This window comes from Methylobacterium oryzisoli (assembly GCF_046557895.1).
Lineage (GTDB): Bacteria > Pseudomonadota > Alphaproteobacteria > Rhizobiales > Beijerinckiaceae > Methylobacterium > Methylobacterium oryzisoli.
Map to the genome: position 1 here is coordinate 152,973 of NZ_JBKIBX010000011.1, position 17,634 is coordinate 170,606.

Genomic DNA, 17,634 nt, shown 5'->3' on the forward strand with positions numbered 1-17,634 from the left:
CTCGCCGACAAAGTGCACGATGCAGATCAAGGGCGTGTCAGCTTGCGGCCGATTGATGTTCGATTCATTCTGCTTTGTACGTGCTCACAAACGCAAGATTCGCGACGACAAGCAGCGCGACCGCCAGCGCTGGTGTCTAGAAAGCGCCTTTTGCTAGAGCGTGTTACGCACCGACGCTAAACCATTGACCAGCAACGATCTTTCTGCGCAGTGACCAATTGAATTGGTAAGCAATCACAGGCACTTAAGTCCAGGTCCGTAACACGCTCTAGCTCAGGGAGTTCCGCAGCACCGCCAACCAAAGCGAAAGGTTAACTTACAGGTACGACCCGGCCCTCCAGCCTGCAACGACCTCGCAGCGCCAACCGGATCACGGCTTCTTGTTTTCAAGCTTCCCTGTGCGAAGATTTTAGCATGCATAGGAGCAAAAATGCCATACGACCTTCGACAACTACAGGCAGATGTAGCGCAGATCCAACACGCCGAAGCAGGATTCGGATCTGGTCGCCTCATCGCCAAAGGGCTGATTCTTACCGCCGCCCATGTGTTATGGGGCAAGGACCGCCAAACAGGACCCAAACTGACCGATTGGCAAGTTCGACTCGCACGAAACCAGCAGGCCACCAAATGGCCTTTCGAGACAGGCAATCGAGTGGTTTGGCACGACCGAATACGGGATCTCGCATTAATACAAGCAGTCTCAAATTTTGGGGAGCCGCACGTTCCGGCTCTGCGTACCCGCCTCGCAAGAATAACAACAAACGACGCGTCGCCGGTCGAGGCTCGAGGCTACCCACGTGCGTCGAAGCAGTCCAACGCGCCACGCAAGCTAGTGCCGGTCCGGGGTTGGTTGACGGCCGCCGATGTGGACCAGCCACTTCGATTCGGAATTGAATACTCCGACTTACCCAACGACCCACGCAAAGGATGGCCAGGAATTTCGGGAAGCACAGTGCTTTTAGTTGACTGGATGGATAGCGATACCATATGGATTTATGGAGTTGTGCAAGACGTACCTGCGAATTTCGACCGCCAGTTGAGTGTGTCGCGCCTGGACCTCGCGTGGCAAGACAATGAGTTTAGAAATTTGCTTGTGGCCGCTGGATTGTTAGATGTCGAACCTCAAGATCCGCAGCTCATAGGCTCGGTTGTAGGCTGGCACGCCAATGTCGCGAGCCGAAGATCATTACAAAGCGCTTTGGTCGAAACGTCACACGGCTATGAAACAATTATTCACCCCCTCCTTGTTCCACCCCTACCCTCTCATGAATTATTCGGACGCGAGAACGACATCGGCAGAATTGCAAATATTATAGTGTCCGCGGACAAGAGTTCTTCAGTTTTGGCTCTTTTCGGCCTTCCGGGGGTAGGAAAAACCACGCTTGCAATTCAGGTGGCACACGAACCTCGTGTACAAGCACATTTTTCCGACGGAATTCTTTGGGCAGGTTTAGGTCAGCGTGGCGAAGTCTTTTCGCAATTAACAATATGGGCAAAGGCTGTTGGCTTAACTCCGCAAGAAACCTCGGGACTGAGAAGTTTGCAAGATTGGGCGATCGCAATTCGCTCACGCATAGGGGCGAGGAGAATACTCATCATCGTCGATGATGCATGGAGTGTAGTAGACGCGCTCGGCTTTTTTGTGGGCGGCCCAAACTGTGTAACGGTCGTAACCACTAGATTTTTAAGCGTAGCCTCCGGTTTGTCTTCCCGACAGCCATATCATGTTATGGAACTTTCGGATATGGATGGTTTCACCTTTCTCTCGCGTTTTGTTCCTCCATCATTATTAGAATGTGAGCAAGCTGCCCTCCGGCAATTAGCGACAGCGGTTGGTGGATTACCGCTTGCTATATTCTTGATGGCCAAAAGGCTTCAATCAGCCTCGCAGGCTGGACAACTTCGCCGCCTGAGAACTTCAATATCCGAGTTAAAAGATTCTGAGAACAGATTGAAACTCGTCCATTTGCCAGCTCCGACAAGCATGACACCCAACATAAATAGTGAACGTGGCGCAACTCTTGCGACGGTAATTGGGTTAAGTGCGAATGTTCTAACAGAAAAAGCGCGTCGGGCCCTCTCCGCTCTTGCAATTTTTGCGCCGAAGCCGAACACGTTTTCTGAAAACGCCGCTCTCGCAGCAATCGGTTCAAAAGGCACTTTAGAACTGGACGCCCTCGTCGATTCAGGGCTGCTCGAAGTGGCACATTCAGATCGATATTGGCTTCACCAAACGGTGCGCGATTATGCATCCGGCGGCAGACGCAGCAAAGCTTCTGCAAAGCGGCTCGTTGAATATTATAGAAATGTGTGTACAACAAGCGTGTCCGAAGAAAATCTTGTTCTAGATTGGACAAATTTAGACTCTGCCATGTCTTTGGCGTTTGAAGAAGGAATTTTCGAATCGCTTATCGCGATAAGTACCAATATCTGTAATTATTATCTTTCTCACGGCACTGTGGGAATCAGCACGGTCCATTTAGAGCGAGCGGCCGATGCTGCCAAGCAACCATCCCATCGGAAATACTTCGCTCATACTCTGCTTGATCTCGCGAGGGTATACGACCGTATCGGCGAATATACCAAGGCAGAGCCGATTTATCAGGATAGTCTTCATGAGTTTCGAAGATTAGACGACAGTCGAGGGTCAATGCAAGCTCTAGCTGGAATTGGATGGATGCTTACAAATAAGGGCGATTATCTGCGTGCAAAGAAATACTTCTCGGAAGCTCTACAAACTGCTGCGACGTGTCCTGACGCCGAGGCCGCTACTAGCGCGGCAGTGGGACTTGGTTCCGTATTATCAGAACTCGGCAACTATGAACAGGCCACGTCCCTACTAAGCGAGTGCAAGTCAAGTGCTTGCCGCTATGGTGACAGCCAGTATATCGCTTCTATAGAAAACTATCTAGGACGGATTGCATTCAAACAGGGAATGTTCTCTGAATCGTATGAGCATTGGATGGCCGGGCTAAATGCAGCGAAGAAAGCGAACCTGGTTAGCCATGTTGAATATGCTATCGGCTCATTAGCCGTAATCGAGGCAAAGAAGGGCCGGTGGTCAGAGGCGGAGAATCTCTGGGCGGAGGGATTGGCTGCTTCGGAAAGATCGGGTTTCCGAGAACATATCTGTACCCATTTGCAAAATTTGGGTTGGGCGCGAGTGGCTCGAGGTGACCCGATAGCGGCATTGGATCCGTTAGAAAGAGCTCTCGATCTATCACGGCAGATTGGCCTCAAATCGCAAATGAGTTTCACCCTGTCTAACATGGGGCTTACCTTAGCTCTTTTAGGCAAGGTGGAACGATCCATATCTTGCATGGAAGAGGCATTATCTATCGCGCGGCAAATAAGAAGATTATGGTTGACGACATCGGTGCTTGTCACAGCGGGCGAGCAAAAATTGGCGCTCAATCACTTCGAAGCCGCGTATTCTTTCTACAAGGAAGCTCTTGACATGTCGATTCGCGTGGGACATCGTGAACATTCAGCTATTGCAAGATTGGGTCTCGCTCACTTGCATACCTCAAATGGCGACACACAGAAAGCGCAGTTATATATTGCTGCAGCTATCGCTTATTTTCAGGAGGAGAACCACTACCTTCTTGAGCGGGCACATAGATCATTGGATGATAAACCGGTGCGTGATTGCTCGACTACAGTAACTAGAAGGGGGGAGCCATGATTGTTCAGCTCGGATTTCCGCATTGGCTCACTATATCGCAGCTCCGAGACATCTGCGAGCAGCGGGCGCAGGTCACCGTATCTGATGCGGCGCTGGAAAAGGTTGAGGCTTCACGTACGGTGTTGGAGCAATATACGCTTGATAGGCTACCGGTTTATGGCGTAAACACGCAGTTCGGCGATGACGCTTATCGTGTTGTCATCGAAGGTGATTACGAAAAATATGTATTATCAGTTGCGCACCGTCAGAACGATGTAATGCGGGCTCTTGGTTGTGGCGTGGGGGATGTGCATTCGCCGGAAATTTGTAGAGCAACAATTGCACTTCGCGTGCATCTGCTCGCACAGGGATGTTCTGGCGTGCGTCGAATTCTTGTGGAACGATTAGCAAAGCTCTTGGCGGCCGACGTAATACCATATTTTTACAAATTTGGCTCGGTTGGTGCCAGCGGCGACCTCGTGCCCCTATCGGCCATTGCTCGACTTACAATGGGCGAGGGGGAGGTACGCTTTCAGGGCGAGCAATGTACGGCTGCCGAAGCACTGCGGCGTGTCGGGTTATTGCCAGACCCGCTTACGATGAAGGAAGGTTTGGCCATTGTAAATGGCACATCATTTATGACGGCAATCGCTGCTCTTGCCGTGAGCCGCCTCTGCTGGCTTTTGCCGCTCTCTATAGCAGCGGCTGCGACTTCCGTGGAAGCGATGTTAGGGATGGACAGTCCCTATGAACCATTCGTTCATGAGGGTAAGCACCATAGCGGTCAGGTGCGTGTAGCCAGTTTCGTGCGAAAATGTTGGGAAAATAGTTCTCTTATTCGCTCATTAGATACACTTCGTCAGGAATGGCGCACGATGATACTCGGTTCTGGCCGCGCAGAGCAGGAAAACGTACAGGATTACTACTCACTTCGGGGAATTGCGCACGGTTTCGGACCTTTCTACGATGATCTTGAGCGTGCAGTTGAATGGGTTGAGAACGAAATGAATTCGTTAAACGATAACCCTTTGATTGACTCGGATCACCAGCGGATACATTCTAGCGCAAATTTTCTGGGAGATTATATTGCCGTAATCTGCGATCATTTGCGCTCTGACGTCGCCAAATCTGGCACTTGGTTGCATGCCCTGCTTGGGAATCTTGTAAATCCAAGGAAAAATAGAGGGCTGCCATCCTGTTTGGTTCGTGACCCAGATTCGACGACCGGCTTCAAAACCGTTCAGCTACTAATGGCTTCATTAGTTATAGAAAACAGAGGGCGGTGTGTTCCTGTTTCTTCGGTTATGCTTCCGACCGAGGGCGATAATCAGGATATGGTTAGCCTAGGTACCCATAGTGCTACCCAGCTAATGGAAGTAGTTGACAACTTTCAATTAATCGTCGCAATCATGTTGGTGAGCGTTGCGCAGGCAATCGAGTTGCGCGGCATTGATAAAGCAAGTGATGGAGGCCGAGCCATCGTACATTTTGTAAGACAATCTTGCTTATTCCTTGACCGCGATCGAGCGCTGAGAGATGAAATCCTCGAAGTTTCACGAAGATTGCGACAGTGTGAACTGGCAACACCTTGGTTCACGATGTAAACCACATCGGCAGATATGGAGCTTACTTGAATGGTACGCGCCACAGATCGAATATCTCGAGATGCTGTAGAATAAGAAAATCTCTGACGAGCAACTCATGCAGCGGAATTACCGCGGACAATGCCGCAGCCTAACAGCAAAGATATAGTTGATGTAGGGAGATGTCAATGTCGAACGACGTGACCCTATCGGAAGCTATCAGGCAACTGCGCTTGCAGTTGGAGGAAGCGCAGCGTGAGAGTGAAAATGGCGGTGTGCGTTTTATAGCTAAGAGCATCGATGTCGAGCTGGGGATTGTGTTCAAGAAAGGCATTGAGGGAGGGGCAGGGATTAAAGCGTGGTTCCTCGATGCCTCTTCAAAAATTAAATCGGACGATGAGACAACCCACAAAATTAAGCTGGTGCTCGAGCCGATTGGAGATGACGGTAGCCCCACCATTGTCAGCGATCACGATCACGAGAAGTAATGATACTACATTTGACCTGTCCGATATTTAGGAGCGGGCCGAATGATAGGCAACTGCATGGCTGTGGCGGTGGGTAGCCGAATGGTCAGATCCAGGAGGGTGACGGGCATGGGCGGCCGGTAGTCCAGCGACGAATGCGGCCGAACGCGATTATATGCGTTTTTCCAGAGACTTACCATGGCTGAAGCTTCCTTGGGCGAGTAGAAGTGCAGGATGCGCAGCACCCGCTTGGCGTTGACGACGGGCTCGCCGCGCGAACGCAGCACCCGGTTCAGCAGCGCGGTGATGCGCCGGTAGCCGTAGCTGGGACGTGCCTCGACGATCTCGCGGATGGCGGGCAGCAACACGGCGTCCTGGGGCTTGCGGGAGGGGCCGCGCGGCCGGACGGGGTGGGTGAGGCGCGCGGCGAGCTGGGAGCGAGCCACGCCCAGCGTGTCAGCGACCGCCTTCATCGCGAACCGCCCACCGGCCCGCCCCAGGAGACGAGCGGCAAGGTCGGTTTTTTGTGCGCGCGAGGTCGAGCGCCTCCTTGAGGATCTCCACTTCCATGGTCTTGCGCCCGAGCAGGCGTTCCAAGTCCCGCACGCGCCGTTCGAGCTCGCGCACCCGGCTGGTGGCGACGAGTTCCTCATCGGCCTGCACGGCTTGGTGGCCGCCCTCCAGCATGCGCCGCTTCCAGCGAAACAGCAGGCTGGGCGAGAGCCCGTAGCGGCGGGCCACGAACGACACGGACGAGCCGGGCTGCTGGCTTTCCTCGACCAAGCGGATCTTCTCGGCCGTGGACCAGCGGCGGCGGCGTTGCACGCCGGTCAGGATCTCGCCACACGGCGAGGGGCTCGGATCAGATGACATAGCCATATCCATAGGCCTACGCCTATGCCTTCCTGGGCTATGCCGCCTGTCCGATCAAAACGGGGTGCAGTTCATTTGGCTGGTAGCTTGTTGTCACGGATTGGAGATATGTATATAAAATTCGGAGAAGCCGATCTGGGCGACTCTCGATGAAAGAGCTGTTGTCTAATTGCATCTTAGTCACCGGCCTTATCACCGGTCTTCTTACGCTGCTAGATTGGTTTTTGCCAGACAAGCAAAAACGCAACATAGGAATAACTGCCGAAAAGTTGTGGTACATCCTGGCAGCTCAGAGATCTGGCCGCTTTATATATCTGGTCAGAAGCATGAAGGTACAAAGATGCTTTTCTATACTTGTACACCTAATCTTTATATCGCTATTAGCAATGTTTCTATCTGATAGATATGTCGGTACCCATTTTCACACAAATTTTCAGATGGGGCATCCTCGCATTTATAATTTTCAGGTCTTTATTGAGATAGCGGCGCTGCTTTTCTCCATGTTGTTTGTGTCGAAATTTGTGCATCCGGGCTTATCTTTTTGGATCTCAGAGGCAAGAACCTTACCCAGATATTTCGGAAGGCTCTGGATATTGATTTTGATATGCATTGCACCGCTATTATTTTGTTTAATCGTCCCAGCGGTTTCAATATGGGATGATTATATGATTGCAACCTCAAATAATTCGTCGGCGGAAATAATTTATGCTGCGGTTACTCGCATCGAAATGAAGTTGGGCGGGAAGTTGGCAGTCATTCTTATTCACGCGCTCAACTCTATAGCTTCATCGCTCGTGTTTACCGAGTACTCGATGTTTCTCTTTACTTTTATATTGTCAATATATTGGGTTGTCGTTATGATTGCGTTTACAATATTGTATAAGCTTTTGGAGTATTCGATCTACAAAGTGGCGGTATACGACAAAGGACCTCTATTAGCCATTGCTGGGCTGACTGGAGGCATCGGAGCCGTCATCAAATTGTTCGCTTGATACTTAGAAGCGATTGTTACTAGACAAACGGATTATTTAACCTTTTACAGGCAGTCGAGCCGTGTGTCCATTGAGCAGCAACACTCGCCGGATGGATTACAAAGCCAGCACGCGCGTCCCGATCCCGTCCCGGCGGATGATAGTGGCTTGGCAGAAGCCGCCTCCCGCTCGCCGCCGGTATTCTCCTCCTGCAGAGCGTCATAGACACGGTGGCCGCGGCGCCACTGGCGAGTGTCTGTACCCAGCACGACTTCGCAGCCCTCGCCTCACTCCAGCGTCGTTGAGGTGCGCCGCTGCGAGGGCCTCGGCGGCATCCCGATTATCTGGACCAGCGAGCCCGATGCAAGTTGGCTCAAGTTCGGTGCCTTGCCTGACACCGGACCGATCCCCGGCCTCGCTACCTTCTACGCCGTGCGGGGCACGGTCGAGCGGCGCGGTTCGTCCTTGGGCGCGGGCATCCGGCCGCTCGCCGCCATCGTCCGCTACGACACTGGCCCGTCGATACGCCTCGGAACGAGCCGCCTTGCCGCCTACCGCAACGGGCCGGGCGGCGCCTGCATCATGAGCGTGATCAACGGCGCGATGCCGAAAACCAACGTCGTGGCCAGAGCGCTCGTGGATCGCGCCACGGCGGGCTTCGTCTGCGGGCGAAGCGAGGTGCGGATCGGGTCCGCGGCCCGGACCTGAGCGCGGCTTCTCTCCACCAACGATCGGTCAGGAGTGCGCCGCCATGGAGCGCCTCCGCTCTTCGACTGCTCAATGCCTCACGGTGGTTGCCGCCTTCACCCTACTCGTTATGCCGGGGCCAGTGTCGGCCGAAGCTCCCACCGCCGCATCGGGTAACCCTGCCTCCATGCGCAAGCTCGGTTTTCTGTACGAACTGGGCTGGACGGCGCTGCAACCCGACTCACGATAGGTGTCCAAAAAGCCGTGCAAGGACAAGGTCGAGCGATGATAATACCTCAAAGCGGCCACGCGGGACAACACGATGGTTCGGCCTCTCAGTCTTCACACCGTCAGCGTTTCCTTTGCTATGTTTTGCTGTCTTCATCGCACTGAGGTCTGGTAGAGGCTCTCCGGGCAAGCCTCCAAACCATAGAAATGATTCAATCATCAGATCAGGCGATACAATAATCCAAATAGCACAGCCACTTGGCTTTTCTGCAAGTTTCAGGCTGAGCTTCGTGTTTGCGGCCTTGCCGCTGGAGAGAGTCGTCTTGAGCTGGATGTGACGCACCACTTTCCGATAGCTCATCACCAAGTCGTAACCGCCAGCATCAAACTCCGAGTGCAGAACCTCGACATCAGTTATACCAAGTTGCCAGAGGCGTCGGAGCGCGTCACCAATAAAGACATGCTCCACAATTCTCTCACGAAGAGTCGAATAGAGAAAATTTGGGTCGAGTTCGCTGCCTTCGATCAGCTCGTCAATATCGCTCATAATGCTGGCCTTTTTGTGAGATCGCGGATTAACAGCAGCTTAAAATCACATTCAAGTGAGTTGCTGCAGCGCTGATGAAGCAAAAAGCAAAGTTTTTCAGTTTTGCTGTAGATCTGATGCTTTGGATGTTATACGCACCAGGCGCAGCATCCTTTAGTTGTCCAGCAATATTCCGAATTTTGTGATTTTCGGCCTTGAACAAGACTACCATCCCGAGCGTTTCACAAAATTCCCTATCGGAGACGGCCTAAAGACCCCCGTATATCTCGCCCACTTCTGCCGCCTCGCTATCTCCTACACGAGCCGACCCCACTACGGAGACTGGCACCCTGATTCGTCTTATGTCCTACCGAAAGGTGGTCTTGGAGTGTCGTTTACCGTGAAGCGCACAATTCGGTTTCTGTCGTCATTTCAGGCGATTAGATCACGGTCGCGTGGCGCGTTTGTCAGCCTCATTGCGCAAGTATTTTTGTTAGATATCATCTTTGGATCGAGTCTTGATTGCGTCTAATTGCTCATCGATAAAATCATCGTCACAAACTCCTTTCCAATACTGCCTGACGTACTCTCCCAGCAATTGTGCCGATGGAAAAGCGACTGTGACAGATGTTATATCATCCTCTGTATCTCCGGGAACGAACTTAACAACTGAGCCTGCATGCTTGCCGCTCTCCTCGGAGATTTCGGAAAGCCATTCATGCGGGTATCCCGTATGATGTTCAAATGTGTAAACATATTCACGGCTTGCGAGTAAAGACCTCATGCTTCTTCGAATGCGGTTCAAAGCCAGGACCAAATCATTCATAATTCTAAATTTGTTCTCCATCTCTTCTAGTCGTCGCACAACGCGCTTGCCTGCTTCTCTATCCCCCTTGGCGCTGAAATAGTCGAATTCTATAGAATCTTTGCCTACCATGTGAAACAGGGAATGAGCAAACATATTCCTTTCATCGCTTAATTTTTGCAGTTTTTTCAATTCTGACCGTGCCGACTCTCTCCATCTCTCGCTAGTGTCCTGTTCGTCGATTGCACTCTGAGCTATTTTTTTCTTCTGGTGTATGTTCAAAGAGCTCGCAAGCAATAGAATCTGAGTGTCGTCAAGCTCCCAAGCTTTCTGGATGATCCGATCAAGTGATTTCTCGACAGCGGCGAAGTGATACATAAATCGCCCAACCTGTCGACAAGCTTGATCTAACTCTCCGTTCTCGAACGTCCCCGCTGCCATGTTCGGCCTCCCGTTAGTCGAATCCTTGATGTTTCTTAACTTTCTGCATTATGTTACTGCGATTATGGTAACAGACAAGGTTGTCCCGCTTCATCGCGGCGCAGGAGGCGCTTGTGCATTCTCCTTGATTCAGTGACAGGCATAACCTGCTCTTTGGAGGTAGCCGCTGAGTTTAGATCACATTATCCGGAGATCATGAATATCCGAGCCCCCGTCGTGCAATCTCGGTCAGTTCGCTGGTCTGAGCGCAATCCGGCGGCAATCGGGGGACAGACGGCAGTTCTGACTCCCACAAGGTTGGCTGTCGTCAATCTGGTTGCCGTTGCAGATCCCCATCCCGCTCTCGGCGCAAAACACCCAGATCGCCTTTTGCAGGTAGCGGGGAAAGGCGGCGGGGAACGAGGCATTGAACTGGCGGGCGTCGATCCGATTGGCAACGGTTTCGATGATCTCGGCGCACCCGCCCGGTCGAAAGCAGGCCGGTCCATAGGCGTGCTCGGCGTCAAGGCGCTGCAAGATCCCGGTCCGGTGCAGCCAGTTGTGCACGAGGGTGTCCACCACGATCAGGCTGGCCCCTGTGGTGAGCCAGCGCTCTCGCTTTGGATCGGTCCCGAGCAGCAGATCCGAGAGGGCCATCGAAGCCACCTTTGGACCCAGGCCGTGCACCCGGGCGAGCGGCCGCAGCAGGGCTTCGCGCATCCGCCTAACCCGATTATGTGCCCCCGGCTGGTCGGCGGCTGCGAGCTGCGCATCGATCCAGGCCACCAGATCGCCCCGGCACTCGTCCCGTAGGAACAGGTAGAGGGCGTACGCAGCTTGGTTCAGGCTGCCCTTCCGGAGCGGGTGCGTGGGAAGGGGGCAGCCGAGGAAATCCTCCGGGTGGGCACAGGTGCGGCTCGCCTTCCGGTAGCGGCAGCCGGAGAACGCCGCGAAGCTCGCGAGCTTGGGACAGGCCGGACCGCGTGTGGGAGCGGCCTGAAGGTCGCCCCAGCGCACGCGCCCGTGCTCCTCCATGTAGGTCCAGGCGATGGCGTCGGAGATGCCTTGGTAACTGGCCACCTCGACGAGCCAGTTGAACATGGCTGGGGTGTCGTGCTGGGCTACCGCCCGTCGGATCCCCTGTCGCGTCAGCTGCGTCCGAAGCCGCTTTAGGTAGGTGGGATCGGGCGCAGCGCGACAGACCTGCAAGATCAAATGCTCGGCGAAGGCTATTGCTCCTTTCCTCGGCGGCGGAGATCGGTGAGAGGGGATGAGGGTCACGGCCGCCTCCCCTGAGGTTTTGGGTTGCCCGACTCCGGGCTGTCGTACCGTCGATTTCGAAGGTGATCGCGCTTGTTCTGGAGCGAGTCCGTTTGGCCTGATATAGGCAGTAGGCCGGAAGCTGTGTCGGACGCAATAATCTGTTGATTCATTCTGGCCCTCCAAGAATGCAGAAGGGAGCCCACAGGCTCGCATTCAGGTCGTCGGGATCAGCCCCGCCCTGCTTACCAAAGGACGAGCTGCAAATTTCTCAGAGAGAGGTCAGCGCGGCCTCAGCTAGCGCGGGAGCAACGCCAGTATAACAGGAAAGCAAAATCCGTGCAAGTATATCTATTAGATGGCGCCTTACTGATTGGGGCTTTTCATCATTTTTACTCTGCCAGCACGCGGCGCATGATCTCACGGGTGCTTCTGAGCTTCCATTTGCGTGCGCTCGATCCCAACCTGAAAGCGTGGTTCGCCGCTACGCGTGTCGGTGAAGGGCGAGCGCTCGCACGTCTGCTTGGCCCGGTGCACCTGGATCCGCTGCCAGATCAGCACAGCGAACACACCCAGGGCAGCTTCATGCCCCGGTGTTGCGGAAACGAACCACCAACGGCCTTTCTCCATAGGTATCTGCATGGCATATCAGCACTGTGCTAACCCCTTGAAGGTGTGTAGCGACTAGGCGTGCCACGAACGGACGCCGAAAGCTGAAGGTAGTTTGTACAAAGTGCTTCTCGGGGATGATTGTGACCGGCCATCTGCTGACATCACTTCCGTTACACGCGCAGGTTATGATGCTTTTCATGGGCATCTTGACGCTGTTATTTCATATACGGTTCAACGAGAAGACCATATCATATGCGCCTACAATCCTGACCACTACGGGGATATTTGCCACTTTTCTGGGGATTGCTCTTGGTCTGGTGGAGTTCGACTCCACGAACGTCCAGTCCAGCGTGCCAAATCTCCTGAACGGATTGAAGACCGCCTTCTGGGCTTCCGTCGCGGGCGTGGGTGGGGCGCTCACCATCAAGTTTCGGCATTTCTTCTTCGGCGTGAGGAGCGCTACCGCAAGCGAAGAAATTAGCCACGACGTTACCGCGTCTGACATTGCCATCCTGCTCAAAGGCATTCAGCAGGCGCTTGTTGGCGCAGACGACTCAACACTCGTCTCGCAACTTAAGCTGATGAGGTCAGACACAAACGACCGTCTGGATGCGCTCGGCAAGTCACAACAAGAAGCCTTGTCGAAGCTCTCTGAGATGGGATCACGAGCGCTGGTTGAGGCATTGCGCGACGTGATTAGAGAGTTCAACGCAAAAATTTCGGAGCAATTTGGCGATAACTTCAAGCAATTGAATGAAGCCGTAGGCGCTCTGCTTGTCTGGCAGCAGCAATACAGGGCCCATATTGAGCATATTACTTCAGTCCAACAGCAAGCAGCCTCAGCGATGCAAAAGGCCACCGATGACTACAGTGTGATGGTGGATCGCTCAACTGCGTTCTCGAAATCCGCATCCGACCTGTCATCTTTGCTCTCGGAGCTTGAACAGCAAAAATCGCAGCTTGTCGGTGTCCTAACACAACTTGGAACTTTATTACAAGCCGCATCAGGAAGCCTTCCTCAAATTGAGGACAAGATAATGGCTCTCACAGGGCAACTTAGCGCTGCCGTCACCGAGAATCAGAAAGATGTAAGCAAAGCCCTTTCTGAGAACGCCGCCCTCATCCGGGTCGCGGTTCAGGCCGCAAGTCAGGATATTGAAAAGATAAGCTCGTCCTTCAACTTGCGACTGGATGAGATGTCCACCAAATCGAAGGATCAGGTCGCGGCTTTCGCAGATAGGCTTGGCGCGACCGTCACACAACATCAAGAACAAGTAGGAAAGGCGCTCTCCGACAACGTACTCTTGATACGCAATTCGGTTCAGGCCGTTGGTCAAGACTTCGGAAAAATAAATTCTGAATTCAACGCCCAGCTTAATAGCGTCTCTATAAAAATTAAGGAGCAGGTCGCTGTTCTTGATGCCGCCCTCGCAGAGGAACTCAAGAAATCTTTGGAGAGTCTTGGGAGGCAGTTGGCTGCTCTATCCGAAAAGTTCGTAGCTGACTACTCTCCTTTGACAGACAAACTACAACGCCTCGTCGCCATGGCGCGTGTGTGAGCCGAGAGCCATGAACCACATTCTTCAAAAAGCACCAAGAGCATCAGGTGGCCAGGAGGAGCACTGGATTCCTCTTAGCGATCTGATGACCGGCCTCATGATGATGTTCATGTTGATTGCTGTAATTTTTATGTTGCAGGTTGAGGATGACGCCAAGGCTGCTGTAAGCGCTGCGCAACGGGCAGAGAACGATGCCGCCTCCAAGAAGCTGTCGGCAGAAGCCGCCGAAGTGCAGGCAAGAAAAGTTAAAGAGGTAGCGCAGATCTATAATTTGATGCGAGAAGAATTATATCAGGATCTGCGTGCGGAGTTTGACAAATCTCTGGTATCGTGGGGCGCCGATCTCGATCACGATCTGACGGTGAGGTTCAGGGAGCCTGATGTGCTATTCAACACTGGAGAGGATATTTTGAAGGATCGCTTCAAGAGAATACTTGAAGAGTTCTTCCCGCGCTATACCAAGATACTCATGTCTGAAAAATATCGGGACTCCATTGAGGAAATTCGCGTAGAGGGGCATACATCCAGTTATTGGAAAGGTCAAACACCTGAGGAAGCCTACTTCGTTAACATGGAGCTCTCTCAAGCTCGCACGCGGACAACGCTGCGGTACATCCTCAACATCCCGCGCCTGAGTGGCCAGTATGAATGGCTGCGGTCTCGGCTCACGGCGAATGGGCTATCGTCCTCCAAGGTCCGATTGAACAGCGACGGCACTGAGAACCGGAGTGCTTCACAGCGCGTCGAGTTCCGTGTGAGGACGAACGCCGATGCGCGTATCTCGCAAATCCTCTCGGCCTCAGCACAATGAAGCTCCCCAATTTCTTCGACTTTGAGCCGCTGAATGCGCTGAGGTCCGAGATGGGCATTGCCCGGGATGTCTACGGTAGCTTGACAGTCCAGGTTTCGGCCGCACGCCTTTCCGAGATTGAACTTGAGAAGCTAAGTTCGGCTGTAGGAATTGACGTATCTCTGGACGATATCACCGTCCTTAGGGACGGAACTCTAGCTTACAAAAACAGTCGCGTTATTTTGTACATCAGAGATGTTGCCAAGTATGGAAGCAAAGAATTTCAGCCTCGGTTCCACCTGTCGAATTGTGCTACGCTGCTGAACATGAAAAGTAAAAGCAAATTTGATCGTTATGTTGTATCAACGCGCTTGGATGGCCAGTTCTTACTGAACATTATAACCAAGGGACAAAAACAAACGGGCATGCATAACTTGGCTGTCTGCCAGAACTGCATGGACCAGCTTGCACTCGACGGATTCACGATGTCGCTTCCCCATTCGAAACGACAACAGATGGTGCAAAACTTTCGGTTGAGTAGATTTTTTGAGATCTACCCTATGTCATTGCATTCCACGAATCCGAGATTCAATGCCGATAATGCGCCGCTCAACGACTATACTCCAGATTTCCAAGCCGTCAGCCGCGCGTTAAAGGAAGCGGCGGGATGGATTTGTGATAGTTGTGAGTTTGATCTATCTCATCCAGACCACCGAAGATATCTCCATGCGCATCATCGAAATTCACAGAAGTGGGATAATAGCCGCGGGAATATCAGGCTGCTCTGCATCGAGTGCCACGCATCGCAGCCTGATCATAGCCATATAAAGAGCGATACAAAGTATCAAGATTTCTTGAGTATAAAGTCGGCCGCAGGTTTTCCACGACGCCCTCGCGTCTGAACACTTGCTACATTAAGCAAATTACCTCCTTTTTATTTACTTGAATTTTCTTCGTGAGATTCTGGGCGGTTCAACCTGTATTGGAGAAACGCTTGGGATCCGATTAGGGTGTGATGGAGTGGCCACGGCAGTTCGGCGGCCAACTTCTTGGCAGGGCATGCAGGCTCGATGCGGCCAACCCCGGATACCTCAATTGGCTGTGTCACTCCTCTGATCGCGCGCTCTGGGCAGCTTGTGGCCATGATTGAACTCGACATTGATCGGCCTGAGGCGCTGGCTACGTACCTTCGCGCTCTAGGGCGCCTCCGCAAAGGGTTCACATGGGCGGGGTGAGCGCCCTTACGGGCGGGATGCGACGCTTCGAACTGAACGATGCGCAGTGGGAGCAGATCGCCCCGCTGCTGCCGCCGCTGCCCGCGGCGCTGCAGACGATGGCGCTCTACCTGACCGCCCACGCCGACGCGTTTTCCATGGCGACTCTGACCCGCCGCCTCTCGTCCGTCGCCGTCGCCCACCGCGTCGCGGGCCATCCGCTCGACACCCGCCACCCCGACATCCGGCGCCCCCGGCGCCCGGCTCTCCACCGACGTCGTTGCCGCCATCGTGCGCGGGCGGAGCTGGAGGCGGAAAAGTTCTCCGGCCACAGCCTGCGTGCGGGGTTCGCCACCGCCGCCGCGGCGAGCGTCGAGGAGCGCGCGATAATGAAGCAGACCCGGCACCGGTCGAGCGCCACCGTGCGCCGCTACATCCGCGACGGCGAGTTGTTTGCCCGAAATTTGTCGCAGGAAGTCGGCCTGTGACGGCGAAGTGCAACTTTGCATGTCGCACAACGGCGTGTTGGAGCGGTTGGCCCATGCTCTCACACCGTGAGCGCGTCGAGCGCGAAACCAGCCCAACCGGGTGCGTGCTCGACCCACAAGCCGCGTGCACGGGCAGCGTCGGCGTGGCAGGCGAGCAGGGCTATGATCCGGCCCGGCGCGTCACACGGCGCAAGCGCCACGCGCCGACTGGCTGGCCGTGTAGACGGACGGAGCCGAGATTTGGTGGAGGGTGAGCGCCTAGATCAGCGCCCGAGCGCCGTTTTTCCCATAATGCGAGTGTGAATTGAAAAAAGGGACAACCTCATGCGTTGTGCAATCATCGTTCTTATTGCGTCAGTTTTTCTAGCGAGCGATGCGCAGGCAAGTGAGCCACGAGGGTTTGTAAGTCAAATAGACGGTCAGTTCAGAGGGTGTGCCCACGGGAGACTGTATCCACTCACCACACCTCAAAAAGTGCTTCGCTGTCAGGAAAGCAAAACTTATACGCAATTTATGCCATATATTGTGGTCACCGGTAACGATAGGCTCGCGATTGAGGACGAAATATACAACGCCTCGGTTATTAATGGTGACAGCATGAAAACAAATATCAATGACGAATTCAATGGTTGCGATTACGGCAAGCGTTACGTCCTCGATAACGACCTTATACTGGAATGCAAATCTTACAAATACAGCTATAGCTACCGGCCGCAAGCAGTTCTCGTCACGGATGGTATCAAAACAGTAGCCATCATCGGAGGCGATGAGTATGAGGTCTCCCTCTTTCGGCGCAACTGATCAGCACTATGTCTCGCGTGCGGGTTCGGTTTGCCTGGAGGCTGCGGCCGACCGGCAGGAGGAGCGCACAGGGCAACTCCTGGACAAGGCGCACTTCGGTGCGCCGCGACATCCGCAACGGCGAGTTGTTTGCCCGAAACCTGTCGCGGGAGGTCGGCCGATGAAGGCTTCGCTTCCGCAGTCGAGATTTCGGATCTAACACTGGGGGCCTGGATCTGTTTCGACTCATCGCAATGCTGTTGGACTTGACGACAATCACTACCTGAATGACTCGATGCAGGCCGGGTTCGCGGTCAATTCCGCGATCCGGGGCAGAGATGTCAAAGCCAGATCCTCTGCATCGATTATACTACATCTGATACCGCGTTTGGCATGAGGACCGCGTTCGAAATGGAAATTTTCGTGGCAGTTGTCTCTTCCTTGGTTGTCCACGCTGAGACTCAATTTGTTACCTTGATATGCTTGACAGGCCTTCTAAGCTTGGCAGTACGCAATAAGTACCGATACAAGTGCGCAATGAGGCGCGCTCAAAGCGCAATAAAAATGGAAACTAACAACAATAGGGCATTACATAATTTTATTGAGTCCCGTGTGAATACCTTTACGCGCGAAGACGTGTTTGCATTGCAAATGGTAATCGAAACTCTCGGTTACGATATTTCTGAGATGGACAAAAAATACTTAAG

14 protein-coding genes and 3 pseudogenes are annotated in these 17,634 nt (G+C 53.4%); 11 read left to right on the plus strand and 6 right to left on the minus strand.

Translation table 11 applies throughout. The annotated features are described in order from the left end of the window. Positions 1–430 precede the first annotated feature (430 nt). From ACKUB9_RS13410 to ACKUB9_RS13420, 3 genes are all read left to right on the plus strand, one after another. On the plus strand, positions 431–3,685 hold the full coding sequence (locus tag ACKUB9_RS13410) for a tetratricopeptide repeat protein (protein WP_407522700.1): 3,255 nt from the start codon (positions 431–433) through the stop codon (positions 3,683–3,685). After that, positions 3,682–5,268 (plus strand): HAL/PAL/TAL family ammonia-lyase, encoded by a 1,587-nt coding sequence (locus tag ACKUB9_RS13415; protein WP_407522702.1) that lies wholly within the window; start codon positions 3,682–3,684, stop codon positions 5,266–5,268. Before ACKUB9_RS13410 ends, ACKUB9_RS13415 begins: the two co-directional genes overlap by 4 nt. Before the next feature lie 167 nt (positions 5,269–5,435). After that, a complete protein-coding gene (locus ACKUB9_RS13420) occupies positions 5,436–5,735 on the plus strand; it encodes a trypco2 family protein (RefSeq protein ID WP_407522705.1) in 300 nt (99 codons plus the stop codon). Between the two features lie 5 nt (positions 5,736–5,740). On the opposite strand, the pseudogene ACKUB9_RS13425 reads toward ACKUB9_RS13420, so the two are convergent. Both ACKUB9_RS13425 and ACKUB9_RS13430 read right to left on the minus strand, forming a co-directional pair. Then, positions 5,741–5,941 (minus strand): annotated as a pseudogene (locus tag ACKUB9_RS13425) (integrase core domain-containing protein); the annotation flags it as partial. A 3-nt stretch (positions 5,942–5,944) separates the two neighbouring features. After that, positions 5,945–6,599, minus strand: a pseudogene (locus ACKUB9_RS13430) (transposase); the annotation flags it as partial. 137 nt (positions 6,600–6,736) lie between these two features. Between ACKUB9_RS13430 and ACKUB9_RS13435 the strand changes: the two are divergent. Continuing rightward, positions 6,737–7,579, plus strand: coding sequence for a hypothetical protein (locus ACKUB9_RS13435; RefSeq protein WP_407522707.1), 843 nt, complete (start codon positions 6,737–6,739; stop codon positions 7,577–7,579). A gap of 285 nt (positions 7,580–7,864) precedes the next feature. After that, positions 7,865–8,266: a hypothetical protein gene (locus ACKUB9_RS13440; RefSeq protein ID WP_407522709.1), complete on the plus strand. Its 402-nt coding sequence runs from the start codon at positions 7,865–7,867 to the stop codon at positions 8,264–8,266. 220 nt (positions 8,267–8,486) lie between these two features. Here the strand turns inward: ACKUB9_RS13440 and ACKUB9_RS13445 are convergent, their stop codons facing one another. From ACKUB9_RS13445 to ACKUB9_RS13460, 4 genes are all read right to left on the minus strand, one after another. Beyond that, a complete protein-coding gene (locus tag ACKUB9_RS13445) occupies positions 8,487–9,020 on the minus strand; it encodes a hypothetical protein (protein ID WP_407522711.1) in 534 nt (177 codons plus the stop codon). 472 nt (positions 9,021–9,492) lie between these two features. Continuing rightward, positions 9,493–10,245: a hypothetical protein gene (locus tag ACKUB9_RS13450; RefSeq protein WP_407522713.1), complete on the minus strand. Its 753-nt coding sequence runs from the start codon at positions 10,243–10,245 to the stop codon at positions 9,493–9,495. A 228-nt stretch (positions 10,246–10,473) separates the two neighbouring features. Continuing rightward, positions 10,474–11,325 (minus strand): hypothetical protein, encoded by an 852-nt coding sequence (locus ACKUB9_RS13455; protein ID WP_407522715.1) that lies wholly within the window; start codon positions 11,323–11,325, stop codon positions 10,474–10,476. A 579-nt stretch (positions 11,326–11,904) separates the two neighbouring features. Next, positions 11,905–12,126, minus strand: a complete 222-nt coding sequence (locus ACKUB9_RS13460) for a hypothetical protein (protein ID WP_407522717.1) — start codon at positions 12,124–12,126, stop codon at positions 11,905–11,907. A 110-nt stretch (positions 12,127–12,236) separates the two neighbouring features. Here ACKUB9_RS13460 and ACKUB9_RS13465 point away from each other — a divergent pair, with 110 nt between their 5' ends. From ACKUB9_RS13465 to ACKUB9_RS13490, 6 genes and pseudogenes are all read left to right on the plus strand, one after another. Next, entirely contained in the window at positions 12,237–13,655 is a 1,419-nt protein-coding gene (locus ACKUB9_RS13465) for a hypothetical protein (protein ID WP_407522719.1), read from the plus strand. A 10-nt stretch (positions 13,656–13,665) separates the two neighbouring features. Next, positions 13,666–14,466, plus strand: a complete 801-nt coding sequence (locus ACKUB9_RS13470) for an OmpA/MotB family protein (protein WP_407522721.1) — start codon at positions 13,666–13,668, stop codon at positions 14,464–14,466. Beyond that, positions 14,463–15,347, plus strand: coding sequence for a hypothetical protein (locus ACKUB9_RS13475; RefSeq protein WP_407522723.1), 885 nt, complete (start codon positions 14,463–14,465; stop codon positions 15,345–15,347). The genes ACKUB9_RS13470 and ACKUB9_RS13475 overlap by 4 nt, the downstream gene beginning before the upstream one ends. A 320-nt stretch (positions 15,348–15,667) precedes the next feature. Beyond that, complete coding sequence (locus ACKUB9_RS13480) at positions 15,668–16,147, plus strand: site-specific integrase (protein WP_407522725.1); 480 nt, start codon at positions 15,668–15,670, stop codon at positions 16,145–16,147. Positions 16,148–16,160: 13 nt separating this feature from the next. Continuing rightward, a pseudogene (locus tag ACKUB9_RS13485) lies at positions 16,161–16,356 on the plus strand (IS5/IS1182 family transposase); the annotation flags it as partial. A gap of 115 nt (positions 16,357–16,471) precedes the next feature. Next, entirely contained in the window at positions 16,472–16,948 is a 477-nt protein-coding gene (locus tag ACKUB9_RS13490) for a hypothetical protein (RefSeq protein WP_407522727.1), read from the plus strand. Positions 16,949–17,634: the final 686 nt, after the last annotated feature.

Bases quoted from the DNA above. Each gene is read 5' to 3' on its own strand.
- ACKUB9_RS13490 (WP_407522727.1), top strand. From the start codon at position 16,472: ATGCGTTGTGCAATCATCGTTCTTATTGCGTCAGTTTTTCTAGCGAGC.
- ACKUB9_RS13455 (WP_407522715.1), bottom strand. From the start codon at position 11,325: ATGTTCAACTGGCTCGTCGAGGTGGCCAGTTACCAAGGCATCTCCGAC.
- ACKUB9_RS13460 (WP_407522717.1), bottom strand. From the start codon at position 12,126: ATGCAGATACCTATGGAGAAAGGCCGTTGGTGGTTCGTTTCCGCAACA.
- ACKUB9_RS13480 (WP_407522725.1), top strand. From the start codon at position 15,668: ATGGGCGGGGTGAGCGCCCTTACGGGCGGGATGCGACGCTTCGAACTG.
- ACKUB9_RS13435 (WP_407522707.1), top strand. From the start codon at position 6,737: ATGAAAGAGCTGTTGTCTAATTGCATCTTAGTCACCGGCCTTATCACC.
- ACKUB9_RS13410 (WP_407522700.1), top strand. From the start codon at position 431: ATGCCATACGACCTTCGACAACTACAGGCAGATGTAGCGCAGATCCAA.
- ACKUB9_RS13415 (WP_407522702.1), top strand. From the start codon at position 3,682: ATGATTGTTCAGCTCGGATTTCCGCATTGGCTCACTATATCGCAGCTC.
- ACKUB9_RS13445 (WP_407522711.1), bottom strand. From the start codon at position 9,020: ATGAGCGATATTGACGAGCTGATCGAAGGCAGCGAACTCGACCCAAAT.
- ACKUB9_RS13470 (WP_407522721.1), top strand. From the start codon at position 13,666: ATGAACCACATTCTTCAAAAAGCACCAAGAGCATCAGGTGGCCAGGAG.
- ACKUB9_RS13420 (WP_407522705.1), top strand. From the start codon at position 5,436: ATGTCGAACGACGTGACCCTATCGGAAGCTATCAGGCAACTGCGCTTG.
- ACKUB9_RS13450 (WP_407522713.1), bottom strand. From the start codon at position 10,245: ATGGCAGCGGGGACGTTCGAGAACGGAGAGTTAGATCAAGCTTGTCGA.
- ACKUB9_RS13475 (WP_407522723.1), top strand. From the start codon at position 14,463: ATGAAGCTCCCCAATTTCTTCGACTTTGAGCCGCTGAATGCGCTGAGG.